Raw genomic sequence first — 24,705 nt, forward strand, 5'->3', positions numbered from 1 at the left:
GACCTGCTTGCTAAAGGAAAGCGAGCCCTAAAAATCACTCAGCGCGATGGCGAAGTGGTGGTCATTTATCCTAGCCACGCGTTAACGGCGAGGCGGATTTCAAGCTTCTATATCTTCTTGGGCGTCGCCGCTTTGCTCTTCGAGTAGCAGTTCAGGTCTTCTCTTCCCACCTGCTTTGCCCAGTCCTCACTCCATTGCGCTAGGGGCTCGATGGCTTGTAGCAGGCGCATTCCAGTCTCGGTGACTTTATAGCCGCCAGCCTCTTCAAGAACGACAATGTTTGCCTCGCGCAGCTCCTTTAAACGAGAGGTTAAAACGTTTGGCGAGGTGATTTCGCATTGCGACTGGATTTCTCTGAAGGATCTTTTGTTGCCGTCGCGCAATTGCCAGAGAACCCGCAACGCCCACTTTCTGCCGAGTAGGTCTAGCGCGACCATAATCGGTTGCCCGGATTTGGAGTTTCTAACGGGGCGGCCGGGTATCAGAGCGTTGTTGGGCATTTGGTCTGTCTCTTGATATTTATCAGTGTTGCGCGCTATCGTAGTGATAGCGCTATCATATCGATAGCAAAATGGTAACTCAGCTTGGGTATGAACACTATGATTATCGACGCATGGGCACAACATCCAACACTGCGCCACCTCCAGGACCCGATATTTGATTCACTCCGCCGTTGGACGAAAGGCGGGATTCCCACATCCGAGGTTCCTGTGGCAGCGACAATTGCCATGATGGATGCGGGGCATGTTAGTAAGAGCCTGATCTCGGCGTGGGTCGCGCCACGAAACGTTATGATTTCCAATGACGAGGTCGCGGAGTTTGTTAAACAAGCGCCGGACAGACTGGTTGGTGTTGGCTCGGTGGATATTTCAAAACCAATGGCGGCGGTCCGGGAGATTAAACGCTGTATCAATGAGCTGGGCTTTAAAGCGATACGAGTGCTGCCGTGGTTGTGGGAGGTGCCGCCAACCGACCGCAGGTTTTATCCGGTATATACCGCCTGCGCCGAGTTAAGTGTGCCATTCTGTACGCAGATAGGCCATACCGGACCACTAATGCCTAGCGAGGTTGGGCGCCCGATTTATCTAGACCAAGTAGCGCTGGACTTCCCCGAGCTGGTGATTGTTGGCGGCCACATTGGCTACCCCTGGACGGAAGAAGCGATTGCCGTCGCAACAAAGCATGAAAATGTCTACATCGATACTTCGGCATATACGGCGAAGCGTTACCCACCCGAACTGATCCGGTTCCTGCATTCGCACGGCAAGCGCAAGGTTTTATTCGGCACAAACTACCCGATGCTTACGGCTGAAAATGCCCTCGCAGGATTGGACGAACTCGCGCTCGATGAAGAGTCGAAAAATTTATTCCTGTATGAAAATGCCAAGCGGGTTTTTAAGCTGGATTGAAACGCCCCATTGGCGCAGCGGAGCATAGGCCGACTTAGGGAGGAGCAGGGGTACGCTCAGGCATTTTTATCTAATGACTTATTTGTCTAATGATTTGGCCCACAGCGCGAGGCGATGGCGAATGCTTTGCTGTGAAACCTGTAGCTCAGGCATGGGCTGAATGAGTTTGTCGCGCACCAGTAGGCGATAGATAAATTCCAGTCGTTCGTTGGTGGAATCGCCCGGCTCAAACTGGGCGGCGCCGCGTTTCTCTGCGTAGGCGCTGCCAATGTTAATGGCTTTGCGCACCCATTCTTTTTCGTTGTCGATCTTTTTCATTTGTCGCTCCTCTACCTACTCAGTGAATGCGTGACGCAATAGAAACGGCGCAGTCTTCTGCCAGCCTAGCAGAAGGCTGCGTCTGAGGGGTGGTATTTCGTTGCTTGCCGAGGGCTTGCTAGACTCAAAGCGCTAGGCAGAAGGGGAGAGCAGCATGAAGGTGGCGGTATTTGGCGCGAAAGACTACGACCGCGAGTTTCTCGCTAAGGCGAACCAGCCCCACGGCCATGCGCTGGCGTTTTTTGATGCCCACCTGGGTGCGGCGACGGCAGGTTTGGCCAAGGGCTTCGATGCGGTTTGCGCCTTTGTAAACGATGAGTTGGGCGATGACTGTTTGGCGGAGTTGGCTGCGCTGGGCATTCATACGGTGGCGCTGCGGTGCGCGGGCTTTAACAATGTCGATCTCGACGCCGCAGCGGCCCACGACATTACCGTAGTGCGTGTGCCCAGGTATTCGCCGGAAGGTGTGGCAGAGCACGCGGTGGCCTTAATTCTGGCCCTGAACCGAAAAATTTATCGTTCATACAACCGCGTTCGCGAGGGCAATTTTTCATTGGAAGGACTGCTGGGCTTTAACCTGCACGGTAAGACGGTGGGGGTGATTGGTACGGGTAATATCGGCGAGGCGTTTTGCCGCATTATGCGCGGCTTTGGTTGTACGGTGATTGCCGCCGACCCCTTTCCCAATGAGCGCTGTATTCGCCTTGGCGTGGAATACACCGAGCTGGACGCGCTGCTAACGCGCGCGGATATTATCAGCCTGCACTGCCCTCTGACCCCGGACACCCACCACCTGATCGATGACCGCGCCCTCGCCAAAATGAAGCCGGGCGTGATGCTGATTAACACCAGCCGCGGCGCACTGGTGGATACCGTCGCGGTGATTGCCGCGCTAAAGACGATGAGAATTGGTTATCTCGGGCTGGATGTGTACGAAGAGGAGGGCGATATGTTTTTCGAGGACCTGTCGGGCAAGATTATTACCGACGATGTGTTCTCGCGCTTACTGACCTTCCCCAATGTACTCATTACCGGCCATCAGGGCTTTTTCAGCGCCGAGGCGCTGGCGAGCATTGCCGCCACCACACTGCAAAACCTCAGCGATGTGGAGCAGGGAAAGGCCTGCAAAAATGAAATTTCAGCCGCGCAGCTACGCGGCTGAATTGCCCTTTCCCGCTGGACTTAGATATCCCAGTTTTCGGTGTTGTCGGCCTTTTGTTGGTTCATTTCCTCAACAATGCCGGTAACGGCCAGGTGCTGCGACAACCACACTTTTCCGGTAAGTTGCTTGAGGAAGTGGGTTTTACATAGCACATCCATTACCGGCCCTTTCAGCTCAGATAAGTGCAGGGTGATATCGCGCTCGCCCAAACGCTCATTGATCGCTTCCAGTGCTTCCAGTGCGCTGAGGTCCACCTCGTTCACGGCGGTACACATCAGCACCACGTGGCGGGTGTGCGGGTAGTCCTCCAGCAGGGCGTAGATGCGATCTTCAATAAAGCTGGCATTGGCAAAATACAGACTTTCGTCAATGCGCAGCGACAGAATCTCGTCGTGGGTAATGACGGCGTGGCGGTTGATGTTGCGGTAGTGCTCGGTGCCCGGCACCTCGCCGACCACGGCCATGTGGGGCTTGGAGGTTTTGTACAGATGCAGCGCTAACGAGGCAAATACCCCGCAGGCCACGCCGCTTTCAACACCGGCCACTAAGGTGACGAATAGAGTGCTGGCAACGGCGATAAAGTCGGAATAGCCGTAGTCCCAGGTCTTTTTCAAAATCGATAAATCGACCAGTGACAGCACGGCAACGATGATGGTTGCCGCCAGCGTCGCCTTGGGAAGGTAAGCCAGATACGGCGTGAAGAAGATTGCCGCCAGCCCGATGCCGATGGCGGTAAACATGCCCGCTGCGGGGGTTTCTGCGCCGGCATCAAAATTCACCACCGAGCGCGCAAAGCCGCCGGTAACGGGGTAGCCGCCCGATACCGACGACGCGATATTGGCAGCGCCGAGGCCGATGAGTTCTTGGTTGGGGCTGATCTTCTGGCGTTTTTTCGCGGCCAGGGTGTGGCCCACCGACACCGACTCCACAAAGCCAATGACCGAAATGAAGATCGCCGAGATCAGCAATTCCTGCCAGGCCTCGTGGTGCAGTGGTGGCAGGCGCAGGGCGGGCAGGCCGCTGGGCACATCGCCGACCAATGCCACGTTCTTTGCGCCGAGGTCGAAGGCGACAGCGGCAACACTGGTCATCACCACGCCGACAACGGGGCCCGCTTTACTGACCATGGCGGCGGCAAAGGGTGACAGCCCCAGTTTTTCGAGCAGCGGTTGCAGGCCTTTGCGCACCCAGAATAAAAAGATCAGCACCGGCAAACCGACCGCTAAGGTGTAGAGGTTGGTATGGCTGGCTTGCTCGGCAAGGCTGAGCAAAATTTCGTAGAGGTTGTCGCCGTGGGCGTGCACGCCCAGCAGGTGGCGAAGCTGACTGACGGCGATAATAATACCCGAGGCAGTGATAAAACCGGCGATCACCGGATGGGACAGAAAGTTGGCGAGAAAGCCCATTCGCAGAACGCCCATCAGCAGCAGGAACGCCCCGGAGAACAGTGCCAGCAGCACGGCGGCATCGAGGTAGCCCATGCTGCCGACCTCGGCAATGCGGCCGACGGCGCTGGCCGTCATCAGCGAAACCACGGCCACCGGGCCCACCGACAGGCTGCGGCTGCTGCCCAGCAGACCGTAGGCGATGAGTGGCAACATACTGGCGTAGAGACCAACTTCGGGAGGCAAGCCGGCAAGTAGGGCGTAAGCCAGCGACTGCGGGATAAGCATGATCGTCACAATGACGGCTGCCAGCAGGTCGGAGGCGAGCTGGCCGCGGTTGTACTGCTTTCCCCATTCCAGGATGGGTAAGTATTGGCTGAGTGCGCCTTTCAAAATGCTGTCCTCTCCAGTCGCGGCTATGGTGTTGCACATAAACGAAAAAACAGCGCCGCATCAGCGGCGCGAAAGGGTGGGTTATTTTTTCGCTGGTGCGTCTTCACCAATGGTGGGCTTAACCAGCCACTCGTGTCCCTTGAGCATGCCCTGCCAGTAAATGGGCGGCAGAATTTTCTCTTTCAGCAACCACGCCAGGCGAGATGGCTTGGTGCCGTCGAGCATCATTTTGGGGAAGCTGGGTAGCAGCTTGCCGCCGTAGCCAAATTCCGCCAATACGATCTTGCCGCGCTCTACGGTAAGCGGGCAGGAGCCGTAGCCATTGTAGTGGGCAATGTCGCCGCCCCGGCCGCTGATATCGGCTGCGATGTTATTGGCGACAATGGGTGCCTGCATGCGTGCCGCCGCTGCGGTTTTGGCGTTAGGGGCGTTCATTACATCGCCCAGTGCCCAGATATTGGCGTACTTCTTGTGCTGTAGCGTGGCCTGGTCGACATCGACCCAACCGGCGCCATCGACCAGCGGGCTATTGCGGATGAAGTCGGGGGCGACTTGCGGCGGTACCACGTGGATCATGTCGAATTCGCGGCTGACCTCCACGTCGTTACCCTGTTCGTCTTTGGTGGCGAACCAGGCGGTTTTTGCCGGGCCGTCAATGCGGGTCAGGGTGTGGCCAAAGTTGAGTTTGGCCTGGTATTTGTCGATGTATTTCATCAGTGCTGGCACGTAGTCGGCAACGCCAAATAGCACCGCACCAGCGTTGTAGAACTCCACGTCGATATTGTTTAAGCGCCCCTGACGGTGCCAGTGGTCGCACGACAAATACATGGCTTTTTGCGGAGCGCCTGCGCACTTAATCGGCATGGGCGGCTGGGTGAATATCGCGCGGCCGCTGCGAACTTTGTTTACCAGCTCCCAGGTGTAGGGCGCCAGGTCGTAGCGGTAGTTCGAGGTGACGCCGTTCTTGCCCAGGGTTTCGCTCAGGCCGGGAATGGCGTCCCAGTTCAATTTGATACCGGCGGCAACCACCAGGCGTTGATAGTTCAGTAGGCGGCAGCCTTCAAGCACCACGGTGTTGTTGTCGGGGTCGAAGGCGGCGACGGCGGCCTTGATCCATTCCACACCCTTGGGAATGAGTGAGGCCATGCTGCGCCGGGTTTGCTCAGGGGTGAACACACCACCGCCGACCAGGGTCCAGCCGGGTTGGTAGTAGTGGTTTTCTGCGGGGTCGATAATGGCAACGGAGATGCCTTTGCAGCGTTTCACCAAACTGGCGGCCGTGGAGATACCGGCGGCACCGCCTCCGACAATCAGCACATCGTAGCTGGCAATGCCCTCGGCGGTATTGTCGCCATTGCGGGCGGCGGCGATACGCGCGGCCACGCCACTCATGTCGTAACCGGCCTTGGCGGCAGCATCGACGATGTCTGTCAGGCTCATCTCTTCACCGCGGCTCAATGCCCACAGGGTGGTGGAGCGCATGCCGCTGCGGCAATAGGCATGGACCGGCGCGCTTTGGCCGCTGAGCAGCTCGCCAAAGCTGGCGGCATCTTCGTCGCTGACTTTGCCACTGACCACCGGCAGGTAGTGACAGCTCATGCCCAGCTCGGTGGCTTTGGCTTCGATTTCTTTAAAGCCCGGCTGATCGCCGCCCTCGCCGTCGGGACGGTTGCAGATCAGCGTTTTTACGCCTTTTTCTGCCAGTGCCGGCAGGTCGTTAACGGTGAGCTGGCCGGAAACCGTCAGCCCCGAGTCTATTTGCTTGTATTCCATGCCTTGCCCAGCCCTTAGAGTACGTTCAATGGTAATTTTAGATACACCGTGCCGTTGTCGTCGGCGCCGGGTAGGTGGCCTGCCCGCATGTTTACTTGCAGAGATGGCAGGATCAGCCGCGGCATATCGAGGGTGGCGTCGCGGGCCTCGCGCATGGCGACAAATTGCGCCTCGCTGGTGCCAGTGTGTACGTGGATGTTGGCCTGTTTCTCGGCGCCGACGGTGGTTTCGTATTCGACCTCGCGGCCGCCGGGCATATAGTCGTGGCACATAAACAGGCGGGTTTCATCGGGCAGCGATAGCACGCGCTGGATCGATTGATAGAGAACGCGAGCGTCGCCGCCGGGGAAGTCCGCGCGGGCGGTGCCGCCGTCAGGCATAAATAGGGTGTCGCCAACAAATGCCGCGTCGCCCATTACATGGGTCATGCACGCCGGGGTGTGGCCGGGGGTGTGAATTGCGCGGCACAGCATATTGCCCACGTGGTATTCGTCGCCGTCGTTAAACAGCTTGTCGAACTGCGAGCCGTCGCGAGCGAACTCTGTACCGGCGTTAAAGATTTTGCCGAAGGTTTCCTGCACCACGGTAATGTTGGCGCCAATGCCGATCTGACCACCGAGCGCTTCTTGAATATAGGGCGCAGCTGACAGGTGGTCGGCGTGCACGTGTGTTTCGATGATCCATTCGAGGCTCAGTTTATTGTCGCGAATGTGCTGAATGATTTTGTCGGCACCCACCAGCGACAGGCGGCCCGCGGCATAGTCGATTTCCATTACCGAGTCCACGACCGCGCAGGCGTTGCTGCTTGGGTCTTTCACCACATAGGAAAAGGTGTTGGTGGGTTCGTCGAAGAAGGCGATAACTTCGGGTTTGTGGTCGAAATCAATGGAGATATTGTCGAGCATGATGCAATCCTCTTACTGTTGTCGCGAGCGGTATCGGTCCCTGATGCGTACAGCGATAACGCGGCCTCGGTTATGCGTAATTGGAATAACTATATTCCGTATGATTGTAGTAACAGGATTCGTGCCAAAACACGGTAAAAACGAATATTTAGCGTAACTTGTTGTAATTACTGAAAATTAAATTTCATTCGGGTTTGCTTGAGCTGCCGTCGCAAATAAAACCTCTTTGCTTTTGCCAGATCTGGCAGAAACTTCGTCACATTTGGCAGAGTTGTGTTCTGTGGGGGCTGGAAGCGGCTGATAGTGACGTCGACTGAAGGTGCGGGCATAAAAAAGGCGGGCCCGCTTGCGCGCAGCCCGCCAATGAGCAGTGGCTGTTGCTGCTCAGTCGTAGGAGAGGTGGGTCGCCTTACCGTGGAAGATACGGTAGACGAAAATGGTGTAGCCGATAATGATCGGCAGGGTCAGCACAACGCCAACCAGGGTGAATTGCAGAGCGTTGACCGAGGCGGCGGCATCCCAGATCGTCATTTGGCCAATGATGATGTTGGGGAACAGGCTGTAGCCGAGGCCGAGGCTGGCCAATACGCAGATGGCCACAGTGCTGACATACAGCTTCCAGCCGTGGCCGCGGTAGATGCTGTTGTCGCTGTTAAGCAGGGCAACAATCGCGGTAAAGGCGGCGAGAGACAGCACCGGGATGGGCGCCAGAATCAGGAAGTTGGGCCAGCTGAACCACTTCTCCGCAATCGTGTCGCTGACCAGCGGCGTGGCGACAGACACCAGCAACAGGCCCAGGCCCATGGGCCACACGGACTTGCGCGCCCAGCCAATGGCTTTGGTGAGCAGGTCGCCCTCGGTCTTCATCAGCAGCCAGCCACAGCCCAGTGTGAGGTAGAGCGCGGGCAGGGTTAACGCGATGAGGGCCGAGAACAGCAGGCTGGTGGTATTGGATTGCAGGCCGGTGACGTAGGCGCCGAGCATCCAGCCCTGAGCCATCGACGCGACCAGTGAGCCGACGAAAAAGGCGCGATTCCACAGCGCCTTGCGGTGGTCACCCGCTTTGACGCGCAGGTCAAAGGCCACGCCGCGCAGTATCAAGCCCATCAGCATGATCGTTACCGGCAGATACAGCTCGGTGAGCACGATGCCGTGGGCCATGGGGAAGGCGATCAATAGAATCCCCACGCCGAGCACAATCCAGGTCTCGTTGGCGTCCCAGAAGGGGCCAATGGAGGCGACCATAATGTCTTTTTCGGCGTCGTTGGCCAGCGGCATAAGCATGCCAACACCGAGGTCGTAGCCGTCGAGAATAACGTAGATCAGCAGGGACAAGCCCATTGCCGCCATATAGATAATCGGTAGCCAGTATTCCATTACGATTCTCCCCCTTTCGCGGTGTTATCGCCGGTGTTGGCTGACGCCGTGCCAGCCGGGTTTAAGATCAACGAGGCAGCGGGCTTGGCCGACAAATTGCGCAGCGCGCCGATGTAAGAAGCCAGTAAGAACAGGTATAGAAGGATATAGCCGAACAAGGTGCCGCTAACGGTGGCAGCGCTGTGGTCGGCGACAACGTCCTGGACTTTTAGTACGCCGTCGACGATCCAGGGCTGGCGGCCAATCTCGGTAACGTACCAGCCGGCCAGCACCGCGATCCAACCGGAGAAGGTCATCGCTGAGAGCGCCGCGAGTACGGGTTTACTGGCCTGCCGGCCGCTTCGCAGTGCCCAGGCGGCCCACCACGCAACCAGTACCATTAGTCCGCCGATGGCGAGCATCACACGGAAAGACCAGAACACGATCGCGACGGGTGGGTGTTCGCCAACAAACTCATTCAGGCCCTTAACTTCGCCCTTGAGTTCGTGGGTAAGTACCAGGCTTGCGGCGTAGGGAATTTCCAGCGCGAATTTATTGCTGCGGCTCTCTTCGTCGGGAAGGGCGACAACAGTGAAGGGGGCGCCTTCCTCAGTTTCCCAAATGGCTTCCATGGCGGCGACTTTTGCCGGCTGGTGTTCAAGGGTGTTGAGGCCGTGCAGATCGCCGATGAAAATTTGCAGCGGGGCCAGCACCGCGGCAACCATCACGCCGGTGCGCATAATCTTCCAGGTGGCGGGGCCGTCGACATTCTTCAGTGCCCGCCAGGCGCTGACGCCAGCAACGAGGAAGGCGCTGGTTAGTACAGAGGCGATTACCATATGGAAAAAGCGGTAGGGGAAAGAGGGATTGAAGATCACTTCCCACCAGCTTTCCACCATGACCACGCCGTCTTCCAGGTAGTAACCGGTGGGGGTTTGCATCCATGAGTTCAGGCTGAGAATCCAGAACGCCGAAAGCGTCGTGCCGAATGCCACCAGAAAGGTACTGATCAGGTGCATGCGATTGGATACGCGATCTTTACCGAACAGCATAATGCCCAGGAATGAAGCCTCCAGAAAGAAGGCGCTCAGTACCTCATAGCCCAGCAGCGGCCCGGCGACATTGCCGGCTTTTTCCATAAAGCCCGGCCAGTTGGTGCCGAATTGGAAGCTCATGGTAATGCCCGAGACCACGCCCATGGCGAAGGTCAGGGCAAAGATCTTCACCCAGAAGTAATAGGCATATTCCCAGGCCTTGTCGCCGGTTTGGGTAAAGCGCACCCGAAAAAACAGCAGCAACCAGCCCAAGCCAATGGAAATGGCGGGAAACAGGATATGAAAGCTGATATTGGTGGCGAACTGTATGCGCGCCAGCACAAGGGGGTCGATATCCATAAGCTCCTCTCTCTATATATCTAAACGGAATTCCAATATTCCGATTTGTACTAAGATACACAGCAATGTGTGTGCCAGTGCGCGAAAATTCCGCAAGGCATTGATTTTGATGGATAAAAATCAGGCGAGCGGTTTGCAAAAGGCAATGTGTATCGCAGCGTGCCAGGTTTTGTGTCAGTCTTGTCAGAATACCTGTCATTTCTGGCAAAGACGATGCGACAAATTGCTACAGACCTCGACCTCGATTTTCGGTCTCTGCTCGACGGCTTAGAGCACCCGGCCATTCTACTGACGCCCGATTACCAGATTGTGGCGAGTAATCAGCGTTACCAGCAAAGCTTTGGCGACGTGCCGGTGGGCGATCACTGTTTCAGGGTGTCTCATGGCTACGACAAGCCCTGCGACCAGGCGGGCGAGAGCTGCCCCCTTCAGGCGTGTACCCACAGTGGTGAGCGCGAGCGCGTGCTGCATATCCACAATACCCCCCGTGGTCGCGAGCATATTGATGTAGAGATGCTACCCATTAAAGGTCGCAATGGAGAGTTGCGCTACTTTATTGAAATGCTCAAGCCAGTGCGCAGCGCCAGTGCGGAGATCAGCAGCGACCATATGGTGGGACGCAGTGCGGCGTTTAACACCATGTTGGAGCTGATAAATCTGGTTGCCCCCCACGACACCTCGGTGTTGCTGCTCGGCGAGTCCGGCGCCGGCAAGGAGCTGGCCGCGCAGGCGATCCACAGCACCGGTGGGCGCTGCGACAAGGCGATGGTTACCGTTGAATGTGCGGGCTTGACCGACACCCTGTTTGAAAGCGAGCTGTTTGGCCATGTGAAGGGTGCCTTTACCGGCGCGGTGAGCAATAAACCGGGTCTACTTGAGTCGGCCCGTGGCGGCACCCTGTTTCTGGACGAGATCGGCGATGTCCCGCTGGGTATGCAGGTAAAATTGCTGCGCCTGCTGGAAACCGGCAGTTATCGCGCGGTGGGCAGCACCCAACCTCAGCTGGCCGACTTCCGCTTGATCTGTGCCACCAACAAAGACCTGCCAGCGATGATCGCCGAGGGTCAGTTCCGCGAAGACCTCTACTACCGGATTAATACCTTTCCCATCCACCTGCCACCGCTGCGTGAGCGCCGCGCCGACCTTGCGTTGATCTCCCGCTCGATCTTGAAAAAGCTCAGCCCCAATGGCGGTTATCGCCTCACCGACTCTGCGGTAAAGCGCCTGCAGGACTATGATTTTCCGGGCAATATCCGCGAGCTGAAAAACATCCTGGAGCGCGCCACCATTTTCGCCCATTCCAGTATTATCGACCTCGCGGTGCTGGAGCGCTGCTTTGGGCAAGAGGGTCGCCAGGCAGAGCCCGCGCCAAGTCCCGCCGCGCCTCACAAGGGCCCCTGGCTGGACTTAAAGGCGCAGGAGCAACAGTATCTCAAGTCGCTGCTGCAGCATTGCAATGGCGACAAGGAAAAAGCCGCCGACATTGCCGGTATCAGCCTGCGGTCGCTGTATCGGCGCCTAGAGGAATAGTCGGCGAGTTACAGGTTCAATATTAGGGGCGATTTCGACCGAGCTGATCGTGGCTGGATACCCACTCATCGGAAACAACGGCGGCTGCCAGCGATAGGTCTCCGGCTAGGACGGTTGCCGCGATAATTTCCGCGAGTTTGTGGGCTTTGCCCTCACCGTAACAGCCCATCATTTCCAAGCATTCACGCTGGGTCGCCAAGCCGGTGCCACCGCCATAGCTGGCGCAGATAATCGAGGGCAGCGTGACGGAGTAATACAGGTCGCCGTCGTCGGTGAGATCCATAAAGGCAATCCCGGCGTGGGATTCAACGACATTGGCTTCGTCTTGTCCGGTGGCGATAAATATCGCGGCAATGCCGTTCGCCGAGTGCGGGCCATTGTAGGCTGAGCCAGCCAATAAGCTCCCAACAATTGTGCGTTGGCGCAGGCGCACCATGGGTTCGGGTTCGGCGCGCATCAGGCTCTGCAGCAGCTCTTTTTTAATGACGGCTTCAGCGACCACCTTTTTTCCACGGCTGTGAAGCAGGTTCATATGGGAGTGCTTCTTATCGGTTTCTATGCCGCCCGACAAGGAAAAATTTTGAATGCCGGTGAAGTTTGAAAGGACCCACTGGCACGCTTTGTGGGTCGCTTTGCCCGTCATATTTTGGCCGGCGGCATCACCGGTTAGGTAGTTAAAGCGGGTAAACAGTTTATTGGCGATTACCCAGCTTTGAATATTTTCCAGTGTGCCAACGCGTGTTGTACTTTCGGCCTCGGCTTTAATGTCCTCAAAATTGGCCTCGAGCCACTGCGCCAGTGCCCGTGCCTCTCGAGCAGATGTCAATTCAAATAATGGTGCCCGCTGCATAGCTTCGTCGACGACAGTGACGGTGCACCCACCCGATTCAGTGACCAGTCTCATGCCCCGGCTATAGGAGGCGATCAGGGTTCCCTCGGTGGTGGCCATGGGGATGTAAAAGTCGCCCTGAGCGTGCTCACCGTTGATGCGATAGGGGCCGGCGACGCCCAGTGGCATTTGTACAACGCCGATAAAGTTCTCGGCATTTCCCTCAAGGCTTGCTGGGTCGAGAGAGTAATGCCGGGTGTTCGTCAGTGACGTACCTGTTTGTTCTTCAATGAAGCTGCGGCGTTGTTGCGCGGCCTGTTCCGAGTAGTCATTGCCTTTAAGGCGCGGGATACGCTTGCGCTGGCTCATCGGCGGCTGCCCTGATTAATGGCAATGGCTGTTTGTTCGCCTTCACTACGGGCGATTACCACGGCGGCGCAGGAGTCGCTAAATACATTCACCGCGGTGCGCATCATATCCAGAATCCGGTCGGTCACTAGCAGTAGGCCGATGCCCTCCAGTGGCAGACCAATGGTGCCAAGGATGACGGAGATGGCCACCAGGCTGGCGGCGGGAATGCCGGCCACGCCGATCGAGGTTAGCAGGGCGACCATTACCACGGTGAACTGCTGGGCAAAGCTCAAGTCCAGGCCGTAGACCTGAGCGATAAACATGGCCGCTACGCACTCATACAAGGCGGTACCATCCATATTTACGGTTGCGCCTAACGGCAACACGAAGCCGCTGGTGCGTTTGGATACACCGGATTTGTCCTGCACACACTCCATCGTAAGCGGCAAGGTCGCAGAGCTGGAGGCGGTGGAGAAGGCGGTGAGCATTGCCGGTGCCATGGCCTGATAGTGTTTGACTGGCCGCACTTTGCCCAGGTAGCGAAGCACCAGCGGCATGGCGACAAAGGCGTGTAGCGCCAGTGCCAGCGCGGCGGCAAAAAAGAATTTGAGCATGGGCGCAAAGGCGTCAAAGCCGGTGCCGGCGACGGTTTTTGCCACCAGACCAAAAACCCCAATGGGGGCAAATTTCATCACCCACATGGTCATGCTGGTCATAATATCCATCAAGCCCTGCCAAAAGTTCAGCTGAACTTCCGCGTGCTCGGAGTCGCTGCGGGCGAGGAAAAAGCCATACAGCAAGCTGAAAAATATCAGCCCCAGCATTTGGCCATTGGCCGCAGCCGCGATCACATTGGGAGGGATCATGCGCTCAAACACTTGCACAATATCGGCGGCGCTGCGGCCTTCGACCTTGGCGAGGGTGGCGTTGAGCTCGGCGTTGTCGCTGCTCAAGCTGGAGGCGAGGGCTTCGGTGTCGCCGACGCCGGGCTGGATAATATTGACGACCGTCAGTCCGATCAGAATCGCAATGAGGCTGGATGTGGCGTAAAACAGCAGGGTTTTACCGCCCAGGCGCTCCAGATTGTCGCCGCCAATACCGGCCATGCCGCTGATAATCGAGGCGCTGACCAGAGGCACGATTAACATCTTCAGGGCGTTTAAAAACAGCGTGCCGAGAAAGGCGTATACCGCCAGTAATTTAATGCCGGCAATTTCGGCATCGGCGCCGCCGAGCATGCCAGCGATAACGGCGAGGGAAATGGCAATAGCAATTTGCCAGTGCAAAGCGAGTTTGGGCATAGTGCGTCCGAATTTTTTATTGGTGGGGCCCAGCGTTTGACGGGCCTATGCCGCACTCTAGCGTGCCGATGACGTAGAGGCTAGTCCGCAACGCGTTTGTGGGCACTGCCACTGTAGACATAACCGGCGATACGCGGGGCTTTTTCCAGATAGCGGCGCTCGAGTTGATCGATGGTGAAATGGCCTTCTTGCAGTAACTCGGCAATGGGACGGTTCAGGTGGCAGCCTCCGGCAAAGCGCTTCCAGACCGGCGTAATGCGATTTTGCCAGCGCGCCACCGCAGGTTCTTCTGACAGGCCGTGCTCGCAAAACAGCAGTTGGCCGTCCGGTTTGAGCACGCGGTGCATTTGCGCCAGTGCACTGCGCCAGTCGGGAATGGTGCACAGGGTGAAGGTTAACAGCACGGTGTCGACACTGTTATCGGCCAGCGGGATCTTCTCGCCCGGCAGGTCGAGCCAGCGCACATCCAATGCGCTGGCGGCCAGGTTCTTTTGCGCTTTGCGGCGCATTCCCTCTGAGGGTTCCAGGCCCCAGATATAGTCCACCTTGCTGGCATCGTAGAGAGGGAGATTAATGCAGCTCCCCATACCTACTTCCAGCACCGCGCCCTGGCATTGGGGCACGACGTCGCGGCGCGCCTCCATAACAGCAGGCATGGAGCAGGCTCTGTCGATCACAGCGGGCAGCACGTAGGTATCGTAAAGGCTCATGGCGGTCTCGTTATTATCGTTTTGCAATGGCAAGGCAGCGTTATGCCCCCGCATTTCAGCGCAGCGCTGATGCACTGGCAATGTGCAAAGCGGACAGTAGCGCTTTTGTGCAGGCACAAAAAACCCCGCCGTAGCGGGGTTTATTATGCTCAGCCGTTAAGGCTTAGGGCATGATGGCGGGCAGTTCTTTCTGCAGCGCCATTTTTTGCTTGGTGCCTTCGCCGGTCAGTGCAAAGCCCAGCAGGTCGCCGGTGGCCGTGTCGACAAACTTGGCGACAACATTGTTGCCGTCTTGTTCGATTTGCCATTCGCCTTTCGCGTCGCGAGGAGCGGGAGACACGCACACGGGGCACGCAGGTGTTTTGATGGTGACAGGCATCGCCGGGTAGCTCACCTCAGTCGGCTCGCCGGTGAGGGTTTTGGCCAGGGCGCGAGCCTGAGCCATCAGCGGTGCGACGTATACCAACACGTGACCAGCGACTTCTGCGCAGTCACCCATGGCGTACACATTGGGTGCATTGGTTTCCAGCAGGCGGTTGGTCACCACGCCGCGATTCACTTCAATGCCCGCAGACTTGGCCAGTTCGACTTGTGGGCGAACACCCACGGCTGACAGTACCAGGTCGCAGCTGATGGTTTCGCCATTGTTCAGTGTCACTTCCACGCCGTTGTCGGCTTTGTTCACCTCGGTGACCAATGGGCCAAAGTGGAATTTGGCGCCTTTGTCTTCCAGTGCGCTCTGCACGGCTTTACCGGCAGCTTCTGGCAGCAAGGTGGGCAGGCAGTAACCCAGTGGGTCAACCGTTTCTACTTCGAAGCCACCATTGATCAGGTCGTTGGTGAACTCACAGCCGATCAGGCCGCCACCGATGATGCAGACCTTCTTCACATTGTTGGCGTCGACGGCTTTGCGGAAGTCGTCGTAGTCCAGCAGGTCGTTGACCGAGTACACGTAGTCCTGACCGTTGCCGCCAATAGGGGGGCGAATCACATCGGCACCCAGTGCCAGTACCAGCTTCTTGTAGTGCACCTTGGTTTCGGCGTCGCCGGTGGAGATGGTCTGCGCCGCTGTGTCGATCGCCGTGACCTTGGTCATGGTCCAAACGCTGGCGTTGAGGTCTTCACCCATGCCGCCGGCGTCTTTCTGCGCCAGTGCATCGGCATCTTGCTTCTTGGTGTAGCCGGTAGACAGCATGGGCTTGGAGTAGGCGCGGCCGTCGTCAGCAGTGATCATTATGATTGGGGTTTCTTTGTCTTGCTTGCGCAGTTCGCGCACCAGACCGTAGCCTGCCAAGCCGGTACCGATGACCACGATGGGGGCATCCTGGCTGGCAGTGGAGGGTTCGTCGTGGTGAGGCAGGCTGCTGGGCTCAGACTGTTCGATCATTTCGAAGTCTTCTTTGCCTACGCCGCAGTCCGGGCACAGCCAGTCATCGGGGATATCTTCCCAGCGAGTACCGGGCTCAATACCAGAATCCGGATCACCGGTTTCTTCGTCGTATACCCATCCGCAAACAATACATTCCCACTTACTCATACTCTTTCGTCCTGCCGTCATCGGTTTGTCTTATGCGGCCACCTTTATCGACACTCTGTGCCTTATGGTTACGGCGGCGGCTGGCTTGCAAGTCGGCGGCGATTCACGCATTCTGCCGCACTCAGCGAATTGGCTGTCTGTGTATCAACAGCCAGTATTCAGTGATCTAGCCACTGGAAGCCCGACATTGTACGCCCTTCGATTAAACCGATGCTACCGCCAAGAGCCCAACTGGCGGCCAGCTAATCAATTTGTAGGAGTTCCAGCGCTTCAGGATGACGCGCCCTGGCTGCTGGACACCGGCTCATTGACTGCCCATTTGCGCCGCCAATCGGCGGGAAATTTCCGTGTGCAGGTGCTCAGCCAGCACTGGGGGCTACCGCGTTTGTCGGAGCGCAGGCTACTGAGCATGGGCGATCGCGACTGGGGTTTAATTCGCGAAGTGCTGTTGTGCTGCCACGACGAACCCTGGGTTTATGCCCGCAGTGTGATGCCAGCGCGCAGTTTAACGGGGCATCTGCGCCGCCTGCGCGGCCTGGACAGCCGGCCGTTGGGGCACCTCCTGTTCACCGACCGCTCAATGCGTCGCATTCCCTACGAGATCTGCCGATTGCCAGCCGCGCAGCTGCCTTTGGAGGGCTTGCCTGACCAACAGGCAGCCTTGTGGGGGCGCCGTTCCTGCTTTGTTTTCGATCAGCGCCCGATCATGGTCAGCGAGATTTTTCTCCCCGAGTTTCAGCCGTGGTGTTAGCGCTCTGTTGATAGCGGCGGGACGCGTTATACTCTGCGCCTACGTTCAACGATGAGTCACGGAATGAAGGTGCAGTTCCCACAATTTCGCCAGCAGCTTCCCCACTATTTAGCGCTGATGCGTGTTGATCGCCCCATTGGCACTTATCTTGTGCTGTGGCCAACCCTCTGGGCACTGTGGCTGGCGGCCGAGGGCCTGCCCGATTGGCATTTGCTGCTGATTTTCGTTCTGGGCACCTTTTTAATGCGCTCGGCGGGCTGTGTGATCAACGACTACGCCGACCGCCACATCGACGCCCACGTAAAACGTACCGAAGCGCGGCCCTTTGCCACTGGCAGTGTGACGGAAAAAGAGGCGCTGACCGTGTTTGCGGTGCTGTGCGGCGCGGCCTTTGTGCTGGTGCTGTTTACCAATATTCAAACAATTTTGCTGTCGTTTGCGGCGGTGGCGCTGGCGGCGTGTTATCCCTTTATGAAGCGCTACACGCACCTGCCCCAGGTGGTGCTGGGCGCGGCGTTTGCCTGGGGTATACCCATGGCATTCTCGGCGCAGCGCGGTGAATTGCCGGCGAGTTTGTGGTTGATCTACATCGCCGTGCTGATGTGGACGGTGGCCTACGATACGTTCTACGCAATGGTTGACCGCGATGACGACCTGAAAATTGGCGTGAAGTCGACAGCAATACTCTTCGGCGACGACGACAAGGCGATCACCGCCATGCTGCAAGTCTCGGTGATTCTGGTGATGTTGCTGGTCGGCAAGCAGTTTGCCATGAGCTTTATCTACTACGCCGGCTTGATGGCGGCCAGCGGCCTGTTTATCTACCAACAAAAGCTCATTAAATACCGGGAGCGTGACCGGTGCTTCCAGGCCTTTCTGAATAATCACTACGTCGGCATGGCGATCTTTGCTGGCATTGCGCTGCACTATGCCCTGCCGGCATAACATCGTGCGGCTTTGCTAGCGCGTATGCACAGCTGATGGTTTGTTGGATATAGAACATGCTGGAATTGCAGTTTATCGACAGCATTCACCGCGTTGCCGCCGACGAGTGGAATGCGGTCGCCGGTGACGACTACCCGTTTTTGCAGCACACCTTTCTAGCCGCGTTGGAAGACAGTGGCGCAACCACCGCCGAGACCGGCTGGCTACCTCAGCATTTGGTCATTCGCGAGGGGGGCGTGTTGTGCGGCTTATTGCCGCTGTATATCAAGTCACACAGCTACGGCGAGTATGTGTTCGATTGGGCCTGGGCCGATGCCTATCGCCGCCATGGCCTGGAATACTACCCTAAGCTGTTGTCGGCCATTCCCTTCACCCCGGCAACGGGGCCGCGCCTGTGTTTGCGCGATGACCTGGAGGCTGACGCGCTCTTCAGCGTGGTGGTCGAGCAATTGCAGCGCCGCGCCGAACAGCTGGGCGCCTCGTCAGCCCATATTCTATTCCCCGATGTTAACGACGCCGAGCGCTGGCAACGCGCGGGCTTATTGCAGCGCGTTGGCCCGCAGTACCATTGGTTTAATCGGGGTTATCAAAGCTTTGACGACTTTCTGGCGACCTTCAGTTCGCGCAAGCGAAAAAACCTGCGCAAGGAGCGTCGTACAGTGGCCGATCAGGGGCTGCGCCTGGAGCGCCTGTCGGGCAGTGATGTGAGCGAGTCGCAGTGGCGCTTCTTCTTCCACTGTTATCAGATGACCTACGCCAAACGCAGCGGTCACGGCGGTTATTTATCGGAGGCCTTCTTTCAGGCCATTGCCCGGTCAATGGCCGACCGGCTGCTGTTGGTATTGGCCTACGAGGGCGATGTGCCGGCGGCGGCGGCCCTGAATTTTCAGGGCGCGGATACCTTATTCGGGCGCTATTGGGGCTGTATTCGCGAATACGATTTCCTGCATTTTGAAGCCTGCTATTACCAGGGCATTGAGCATTGCATTGAACAGGGCTTAAGCAGGTTTGACCCAGGCGCGCAGGGTGAGCACAAAATTCAGCGCGGCTTTGAGCCCATCACCACCTACTCCCAGCACTGGTTGGCCGATGCCAGTTTTAGCGACGCCGTGGCGCGCTTTCTTCACACCGAACAGCGCCATATTGCTGAATACCTGCAAGAGGCTGCGCAGGCGCTACCCTTCAAGCAGGGGGAATAGCGGGGCTTATTGCTGCGCTTTTTTCAGGCTGCGTTCCACCAATAGGAGGCAGGCGATAGGAATGAGGTAGCTGCAGCTGATTTCCACCAGCATCAATACCTCGGTGGCGCTCCATTGGGAGTCGCTGCCGTACCAAAAAATGGCGACGGGTAAGATCACAAAGGTGAGGGTCGGCAACAGCCGCCAGAGTGTGTAGGCCAGTCGGCTGGCGTCCTCGCGATCGGCGCGGCGGTAGCAGTAAAAGGTAAGCAGTACGCCGAATGCGCCCAAGGCCATCGCGCCGTAGTTGCCGAGCAGGCTCGCCAAGATATGGATGGCGGCGCCGAAGATCAGGCTTAACAAGCTAATGTTAATTAAGCCGCGCAAGCTGCGCAGTTTGCTTCGCTCCATGGGCGTCTCCTGTTCGGCCTTCACTCAGCGTAACAGCCTCAACCGCCGGCGTGAATATCCTTTACGATCAGCCCGTAACGCAGTGCCTGTTCGTCGAGTTGTCCGTCGAGAGGAATGCGCATGCGATGGCCGGAACCGGGGGCAACGTCTGCCGCCTTGCCGTTTTTGTCGAGCAGGGTGTTCAGGGTGAAGCGCTGGTTGCCCTGGGGCGTCATCAGTTGCACGGTATCGCCAACGGCGAAGCGGTTTTTCACGTCAACGACAATATCGCTACCGCTAACATCCACCACTTCGGCAACAAACTGTTGCTGCTGGGCGTTGCTGCTACCCATCTCGTAATTTTGATATTCCTTGGGAGGGTGGCGCCGGTAAAAGCCTTCGGTGTAGCCGCGGTTGGCCAGGGTTTCCAGCTCGTCCATCAAGCCCATATCGAACTCGCGGCCGGCGGCGGCGTCGTCGATGGCGCGGCGGTATACCTGAGCCGTACGCGCCACGTAGTAGTGCGACTTGGTGCGCCCTTCAATCTTCAGCGAGTGAATCCCCATTTCCTGCAAGCGCTGCACATGTTGCACGGCGCGCAGGTCCTTGGAATTCATAATATAAGTACCGTGCTCGTCCTCGTAGGCGGGCATGTATTCGCCGGGGCGCTGGGCCTGTTGCAGCAGCACCGGCTCGACCTGGGGCTGTGGCTCGTAGTTTTGCACGGCGATCAGGTCGCCGGTGGCATCTTCCTTCGCTTCGTGCGCTTGATACTGCCAGCGGCAGGCATTGGTGCAGGCGCCTTGGTTGGGGTCGCGGTGGTTCATATACCCCGACAGCAGGCAGCGCCCCGAGTAGGCAATACACAGCGCGCCGTGAACAAACACCTCCAGCTCCATTTCCGGTACGCGCTGGCGGATCTCTTCAATTTCGTTCAGGGAAAGTTCGCGCGACAGAATCACCCGGCGAATGCCATTGCGATGCCAAAATTTCACGCTTGCCCAATTCACTGCGTTGGCTTGAACAGAAAGGTGAATGGGGAGGTTCGGCCAGCGTTCCTGAACGAGCATCATTAAGCCGGGGTCGGCCATAATCAGTGCGTCGGGGCCGAGCTCCACCACGGGTTCTAAGTCGCGCAGATAGCTGCGAATCTTGTCGTTGTGTGGCGAAATATTCGACGCCAGATAAAACTGCTTGCCCTGGTTGTGCGCCTCGTTAATACCAGTGGCGAGGGTTTCCAGGTCTTTGAATTCATTATTGCGCACGCGTAGGCTATAGCGAGGTTGGCCGGCGTAAACGGCATCGGCACCGTAGGCAAATGCGTAACGCATGTTGCGAAGGCTGCCAGCAGGAGAGAGCAGTTCAGGCGTCATAATCAAAACCCGTATAAAAAACGCGGCTATAGTAACGTATATCGGCGTTGGGGGTGGCGGCTACAGAGAACAAATCTTCTGCAAAGCGGCAAACTTAGTGGAAAAATACCAAGGGAGTGACTCTTTTCGCTAAACGTGAGTCGTAATATCGGTTAGTATCAGGGGCTATCAAGCCTTTGTTGAATGTAAATTTATAACTAATAACTGGGGGATTGCTATGAGCAAGCAATGGATTTCTGCTCTGACAGCGGGTGTACTGCTCGCGTCTGCAGGTGCTGTCAGCGCCGAAGAAGAGAAAGGTTTTTACATCGGCGGCAAAGCCGCTTACACCGAAGTATTCGATGCCGATGGCACGCTGACAACTGAAGCGGCTGCGCCTGGCGACCCACTTACACAACTGTTGACCGACCTCGGCCTGTTGCCACCGCCAGTGGGTGCTTCGATCGAAGTGGATACCGAGTACGACGACGACTGGGGCTACGGTGTTAACTTCGGTTATAAAACCGCCGGTGCGCTGCGTCTGGAACTGGAATACAGTGAAGGCGAGAACGACGTAAGCAACTCTGACTCTGCTCTGGAAGTACAGTCTCTTTTGGGTAACGTTTGGTACGACTTCCGCGCTGGCGAGCGTCTGCGCCCCTACGTGGGTTTCGGTCTGGGTATGGCCAACATGGAACTCAACGGCAGCGACGATGACGTATTCATGGGCCAGTTGGGTGCCGGTGTTAACTACCACCTGACACCACGCCTGGTGATGGATGCCGGTTATCGCTACGCGGTATCTGAAGATCCCGAGTTTGCCAGCAGCGGCTCAAAACTCGAAACTGAATACGAAGCACAGAGCCTGATGATCGGCCTGCGCTACAACTTCTTCGACGCCCAATACGGCGCCAAAGACGGTGACGGCGACGGTGTGGTTGATGAAACCGATCAGTGCCCAGGCACACCACGCGGTGTTCAAGTAGACAGCGTAGGCTGCCCGCTGGATGGCGATAACGACGGTGTTGCTGACTACCTCGACAAGTGCCCCAACACGCCTGCCGGCGAGCAAGTGGATGCCCAGGGTTGTTCACTGGATAGCGACGGCGACGGCGTTGCAGACCGCGACGACGCGTGCCCCAACACACCTGCTGGTGAGCAAGTGATGTCAAACGGCTGTGGCCAAGAGCAGTCAGTGGTTCTGCGCGGTGTGAACTTCGAAGTGAACAGCGCACAGCTGACCGTGAATGCAGAAACGATTCTCGACGGTGTTGCCTCAACGCTGAACAGCTCGCCCGGCTTCAACGTTGAGCTGCAAGGCCACACTGACAGCTCAGGTAGCGATAGCTACAACATGAACCTGTCTCAGAATCGCGCCAAGTCAGTGAAAAACTACTTGGTTGGCCAGGGTGTTGACGGCAGCCGCCTGACCGCTCGCGGCTACGGTGAAGAGCAGCCTATCGCCAGCAACGACACTAAAGACGGCCGTGCGGAAAACCGCCGCGTTGAGCTGAAAGTGTTGGGTGATGAAGAAATGGTGGTAGAGCCCGCTTACGTACCGACCGTTGAAGAAGAGCCCATGGTCGAAGAAGCTGCGGCTGAAGCACCTGCTGAAGACGCCGCGATGGATGAAGACATCTATGACTACGACCCCTCTGCTGATGTTCAGGAAGAGGAATATGACTACGACTATGATTACGACGCAGAGGAAGAGCTGTAAGGCCTACCTTAGCAAGTAATTGGAAGTAATCAGAAAGCCGCGACTCGGGTCGCGGCTTTTTTTTGCCCGACGTTTAGCGCTTCCAGATTAGCAGGCGGTTATTGGCGGGCATTTCACAGTCGCTGTGAAGTGCAAAACCTGCCTTCGCCGCCAAACCACTCACCGCCTCGGCATCGCGGATGCCACTCATCGGATCGCGGCTTTTTAACCACTGATCAAACTCGGCGTTGCTGGCCGAGGTGAATTGCCCTTGGTAATTGAAAGGGCCGTAGATAAAAAGCCACTGCAAATCGGCGCCGTGTTCAGCAATGCGGGCGAACAGTCGCTCCACAGAGGCCCAACTCATAATGTGTAGGGTATTGGCTGAGTAGAGTGCCTGAAAATCGCCGCTGGGCCAGGGCGAGGAATTCACCTCAAAGGGCTGCGGCGCTGGAAGGTTGTCGAGCTTGGCCTCGTCCAGCCACTGTTGTATGCCGGGCAGGTATTCCGCCTGGTCGCAACACTGCCACTGCAATTGAGGGTGAAGGCGGGCGACGTGCACCGCGTGTTGCCCGGTGCCGCTGCCAATCTCCACCACGCTTTTTAGAGTGTTAAGAATGGGCTGCAAGGTGCTAAAGATAGGCAGTTTGTTGTTTTCGCAGGCCTGGGAGTAGGGTTTTTGCATTTCAGGTACCTAGCTGGACTTTCCAGGGAGGATGGACGGCCATAGCGACCGGCCGCTACACTTTTTGTTGGTGCACAGTGTCAGTGCAGAGGAGGAGTGATGCAATACTGGTTGGTAAAATCCGAGCCGGATGCTTTTGGCATTGATGATTTGGCGGCCTGCAAAAATGCCACCGAGCACTGGGATGGGGTGCGCAATTACCAGGCGCGCAACATCATGCGCGACAACATGCAGGTGGGCGATCAGGTATTTTTCTATCACTCTGCCTGTAAAACGCCGGGCATTGTCGGCATTGCCGAGGTCGTGCGGGAGGGTTATCCCGACCACACCGCGCGCGACCCCGAGTCCAAATACTACGATCCCAAGGCCAGCGACGAGGATCCGCGCTGGTATATGGTGGACATTCAGCTGCGCCGCAAGCTGGGGCGCCTGATTCCCTTGAGCGAACTAAAAAGCCATCCGGCGCTAAGCGACATGGCGCTGCTGAAGAAGGGTAATCGCCTGTCGGTGATGCCGGTAGAAGCGCGTCACTGGCAGACGATACTCAGTCTGGAATAGGACTTAGGCGACCTCGTCGCGAAGGAACACCCACTCCGTGGCAGTGGACTGCTCAGGGCAGTAATAGTAGCCGTCGGTGTCGAATTGCTTCAGTTTCTCGGCGTCGGTAATGCGCTGCTTAATCACATAGGCGCTCATCAAACCTCGGGCCTTTTTGGCGTAGAAGCTGATAATTTTGTACTTGCCGTTTTTGTAGTCTTTAAACACCGGGGTGATAACGTCGGCGTTCAGCAGCTTGGGTTTCACGGCGCTGAAGTACTCGTTCGACGCCAGGTTAAGCAGCAGCGGGCCGGCATCGCTAAATTGGGCATTGATGGCATCGGTGATGCGCTCACCCCAAAATTCATAGAGGTTTTTGCCGCCGCTGTTGGCGAACTTTGTGCCCATTTCCAGCCGATAGGGCTGAATCAAATCCAGCGGCCGCAGCAGACCATATAAGCCGGAAAGAATGCGCAGGTGCTGCTGGGCAAAGGCGAAATCGTCGTCGCTGAAGTCGTCGGCATTCAGTCCTGTGTATACATCGCCGCGAAAAGCCAATACCGCCTGCTTGGCGTTGTCGGGCGTAAACGGCGTTTGCCAGTCGGCAAAGCGCTGGTAGTTGAGTGTTCCGAGTTTGTCGCTGATCTTCATCAGCGCGGAAATATCCTGAGGCGCCAGTTCGCGCAGCTCATCGATAAGCTGCTGCGAAGCGTCTAGAAAATCCGGCTCGCTGCGCTGCTGAGTGTGAGCGGGGGTGTCAAAGTCCAGCGTCTTTGCCGGTGAAATCAGTATCAACATGCTTGGCTCCTTTCGCC

The 24,705-nt window shown here is 57.3% G+C and carries 23 protein-coding genes; 8 read left to right on the forward strand and 15 right to left on the reverse strand.

Annotated elements, in window-relative coordinates:
* Nucleotides 1-107 precede the first annotated feature (107 nt).
* On the reverse strand, nucleotides 108-500 hold the full coding sequence (locus ABNS66_RS01500; RefSeq protein WP_286839435.1) for a helix-turn-helix domain-containing protein: 393 nt from the start codon (nucleotides 498-500) through the stop codon (nucleotides 108-110).
* 99 nt (nucleotides 501-599) lie between these two features.
* On the opposite strand from ABNS66_RS01500, the gene ABNS66_RS01505 reads away from it, so the two are divergent.
* The gene (locus ABNS66_RS01505; protein ID WP_286839437.1) at nucleotides 600-1,409 is read left to right on the forward strand and encodes an amidohydrolase family protein; all 810 of its coding nucleotides are present in this window, start codon (nucleotides 600-602) and stop codon (nucleotides 1,407-1,409) included.
* Between the two features lie 78 nt (nucleotides 1,410-1,487).
* On the opposite strand, the gene ABNS66_RS01510 is transcribed toward ABNS66_RS01505, so the two are convergent.
* Nucleotides 1,488-1,727, reverse strand: a complete 240-nt coding sequence (locus ABNS66_RS01510; RefSeq protein WP_286839439.1) for a DUF5062 family protein — start codon at nucleotides 1,725-1,727, stop codon at nucleotides 1,488-1,490.
* A 154-nt stretch (nucleotides 1,728-1,881) separates the two neighbouring features.
* On the opposite strand from ABNS66_RS01510, the gene ABNS66_RS01515 reads away from it, so the two are divergent.
* Entirely contained in the window at nucleotides 1,882-2,889 is a 1,008-nt protein-coding gene (locus ABNS66_RS01515; protein WP_286839440.1) for a 2-hydroxyacid dehydrogenase, read from the forward strand.
* A 20-nt stretch (nucleotides 2,890-2,909) separates the two neighbouring features.
* Here ABNS66_RS01515 and sulP read toward each other — a convergent pair whose 3' ends face one another.
* The 5 genes from sulP to ABNS66_RS01540 all read right to left on the reverse strand — a co-directional run bounded on the left by sulP (nucleotide 2,910) and on the right by ABNS66_RS01540 (nucleotide 10,095).
* Nucleotides 2,910-4,667 carry a sulfate permease gene (sulP, locus tag ABNS66_RS01520; RefSeq protein ID WP_286839442.1) on the reverse strand — a complete coding sequence of 586 codons (1,758 nt, stop codon included), beginning with the start codon at nucleotides 4,665-4,667 and terminating at the stop codon, nucleotides 2,910-2,912.
* 81 nt (nucleotides 4,668-4,748) lie between these two features.
* The gene (locus ABNS66_RS01525; protein ID WP_286839443.1) at nucleotides 4,749-6,440 is read right to left on the reverse strand and encodes a bifunctional protein tyrosine phosphatase family protein/NAD(P)/FAD-dependent oxidoreductase; all 1,692 of its coding nucleotides are present in this window, start codon (nucleotides 6,438-6,440) and stop codon (nucleotides 4,749-4,751) included.
* A gap of 14 nt (nucleotides 6,441-6,454) precedes the next feature.
* On the reverse strand, nucleotides 6,455-7,345 hold the full coding sequence (locus ABNS66_RS01530; protein WP_286695398.1) for an MBL fold metallo-hydrolase: 891 nt from the start codon (nucleotides 7,343-7,345) through the stop codon (nucleotides 6,455-6,457).
* A 384-nt stretch (nucleotides 7,346-7,729) separates the two neighbouring features.
* Nucleotides 7,730-8,722: a cytochrome d ubiquinol oxidase subunit II gene (locus ABNS66_RS01535; RefSeq protein WP_286839445.1), complete on the reverse strand. Its 993-nt coding sequence runs from the start codon at nucleotides 8,720-8,722 to the stop codon at nucleotides 7,730-7,732.
* On the reverse strand, nucleotides 8,722-10,095 hold the full coding sequence (locus ABNS66_RS01540) for a cytochrome ubiquinol oxidase subunit I (protein ID WP_286695400.1): 1,374 nt from the start codon (nucleotides 10,093-10,095) through the stop codon (nucleotides 8,722-8,724). Before ABNS66_RS01540 ends, ABNS66_RS01535 begins: the two co-directional genes overlap by 1 nt.
* 213 nt (nucleotides 10,096-10,308) lie before the next feature.
* Here ABNS66_RS01540 and ABNS66_RS01545 point away from each other — a divergent pair, with 213 nt between their 5' ends.
* Entirely contained in the window at nucleotides 10,309-11,625 is a 1,317-nt protein-coding gene (locus tag ABNS66_RS01545) for a sigma-54-dependent Fis family transcriptional regulator (RefSeq protein WP_204995001.1), read from the forward strand.
* Between the two features lie 22 nt (nucleotides 11,626-11,647).
* Here the strand turns inward: ABNS66_RS01545 and ABNS66_RS01550 are convergent, their stop codons facing one another.
* From ABNS66_RS01550 to ABNS66_RS01565, 4 genes are all read right to left on the reverse strand, one after another.
* A complete protein-coding gene (locus ABNS66_RS01550) occupies nucleotides 11,648-12,823 on the reverse strand; it encodes a hydroxymethylglutaryl-CoA reductase (protein WP_286839449.1) in 1,176 nt (391 codons plus the stop codon).
* The gene (locus tag ABNS66_RS01555; protein ID WP_286839450.1) at nucleotides 12,820-14,106 is read right to left on the reverse strand and encodes a dicarboxylate/amino acid:cation symporter; all 1,287 of its coding nucleotides are present in this window, start codon (nucleotides 14,104-14,106) and stop codon (nucleotides 12,820-12,822) included. The genes ABNS66_RS01550 and ABNS66_RS01555 overlap by 4 nt, the downstream gene beginning before the upstream one ends.
* An 80-nt stretch (nucleotides 14,107-14,186) precedes the next feature.
* Nucleotides 14,187-14,816 (reverse strand): class I SAM-dependent methyltransferase, encoded by a 630-nt coding sequence (locus ABNS66_RS01560; protein WP_286839452.1) that lies wholly within the window; start codon nucleotides 14,814-14,816, stop codon nucleotides 14,187-14,189.
* Nucleotides 14,817-14,979: 163 nt separating this feature from the next.
* Complete coding sequence (locus ABNS66_RS01565; protein ID WP_204995005.1) at nucleotides 14,980-16,353, reverse strand: FAD-dependent oxidoreductase; 1,374 nt, start codon at nucleotides 16,351-16,353, stop codon at nucleotides 14,980-14,982.
* 64 nt (nucleotides 16,354-16,417) lie between these two features.
* On the opposite strand from ABNS66_RS01565, the gene ABNS66_RS01570 reads away from it, so the two are divergent.
* From ABNS66_RS01570 to ABNS66_RS01580, 3 genes are all read left to right on the forward strand, one after another.
* Nucleotides 16,418-17,104 (forward strand): chorismate lyase, encoded by a 687-nt coding sequence (locus ABNS66_RS01570; protein WP_286839533.1) that lies wholly within the window; start codon nucleotides 16,418-16,420, stop codon nucleotides 17,102-17,104.
* A 63-nt stretch (nucleotides 17,105-17,167) separates the two neighbouring features.
* Complete coding sequence (gene ubiA / locus ABNS66_RS01575) at nucleotides 17,168-18,049, forward strand: 4-hydroxybenzoate octaprenyltransferase (protein ID WP_286839455.1); 882 nt, start codon at nucleotides 17,168-17,170, stop codon at nucleotides 18,047-18,049.
* A gap of 56 nt (nucleotides 18,050-18,105) precedes the next feature.
* Nucleotides 18,106-19,248: a GNAT family N-acetyltransferase gene (locus ABNS66_RS01580; RefSeq protein ID WP_286839458.1), complete on the forward strand. Its 1,143-nt coding sequence runs from the start codon at nucleotides 18,106-18,108 to the stop codon at nucleotides 19,246-19,248.
* A gap of 6 nt (nucleotides 19,249-19,254) precedes the next feature.
* Here the strand turns inward: ABNS66_RS01580 and ABNS66_RS01585 are convergent, their stop codons facing one another.
* Nucleotides 19,255-19,638 (reverse strand): hypothetical protein, encoded by a 384-nt coding sequence (locus ABNS66_RS01585; RefSeq protein WP_204995009.1) that lies wholly within the window; start codon nucleotides 19,636-19,638, stop codon nucleotides 19,255-19,257.
* A 38-nt stretch (nucleotides 19,639-19,676) separates the two neighbouring features.
* Nucleotides 19,677-20,990, reverse strand: a complete 1,314-nt coding sequence (yegQ, locus tag ABNS66_RS01590; protein ID WP_348655191.1) for a tRNA 5-hydroxyuridine modification protein YegQ — start codon at nucleotides 20,988-20,990, stop codon at nucleotides 19,677-19,679.
* A gap of 217 nt (nucleotides 20,991-21,207) precedes the next feature.
* Between yegQ and ABNS66_RS01595 the strand changes: the two genes are divergently transcribed.
* Nucleotides 21,208-22,689: an OmpA family protein gene (locus ABNS66_RS01595; RefSeq protein ID WP_286695411.1), complete on the forward strand. Its 1,482-nt coding sequence runs from the start codon at nucleotides 21,208-21,210 to the stop codon at nucleotides 22,687-22,689.
* Between the two features lie 73 nt (nucleotides 22,690-22,762).
* On the opposite strand, the gene ABNS66_RS01600 is transcribed toward ABNS66_RS01595, so the two are convergent.
* Nucleotides 22,763-23,353 carry a DUF938 domain-containing protein gene (locus ABNS66_RS01600; protein WP_286839460.1) on the reverse strand — a complete coding sequence of 197 codons (591 nt, stop codon included), beginning with the start codon at nucleotides 23,351-23,353 and terminating at the stop codon, nucleotides 22,763-22,765.
* A 99-nt stretch (nucleotides 23,354-23,452) separates the two neighbouring features.
* Between ABNS66_RS01600 and ABNS66_RS01605 the strand changes: the two genes are divergently transcribed.
* A complete protein-coding gene (locus ABNS66_RS01605) occupies nucleotides 23,453-23,911 on the forward strand; it encodes an EVE domain-containing protein (RefSeq protein WP_286839462.1) in 459 nt (152 codons plus the stop codon).
* Between the two features lie 3 nt (nucleotides 23,912-23,914).
* Here ABNS66_RS01605 and yaaA read toward each other — a convergent pair whose 3' ends face one another.
* Entirely contained in the window at nucleotides 23,915-24,688 is a 774-nt protein-coding gene (gene yaaA / locus ABNS66_RS01610) for a peroxide stress protein YaaA (RefSeq protein ID WP_286695413.1), read from the reverse strand.
* Nucleotides 24,689-24,705: the final 17 nt, after the last annotated feature.

This window comes from uncultured Spongiibacter sp., assembly GCF_964011655.1.
Classification (GTDB): domain Bacteria; phylum Pseudomonadota; class Gammaproteobacteria; order Pseudomonadales; family Spongiibacteraceae; genus Spongiibacter; species Spongiibacter marinus.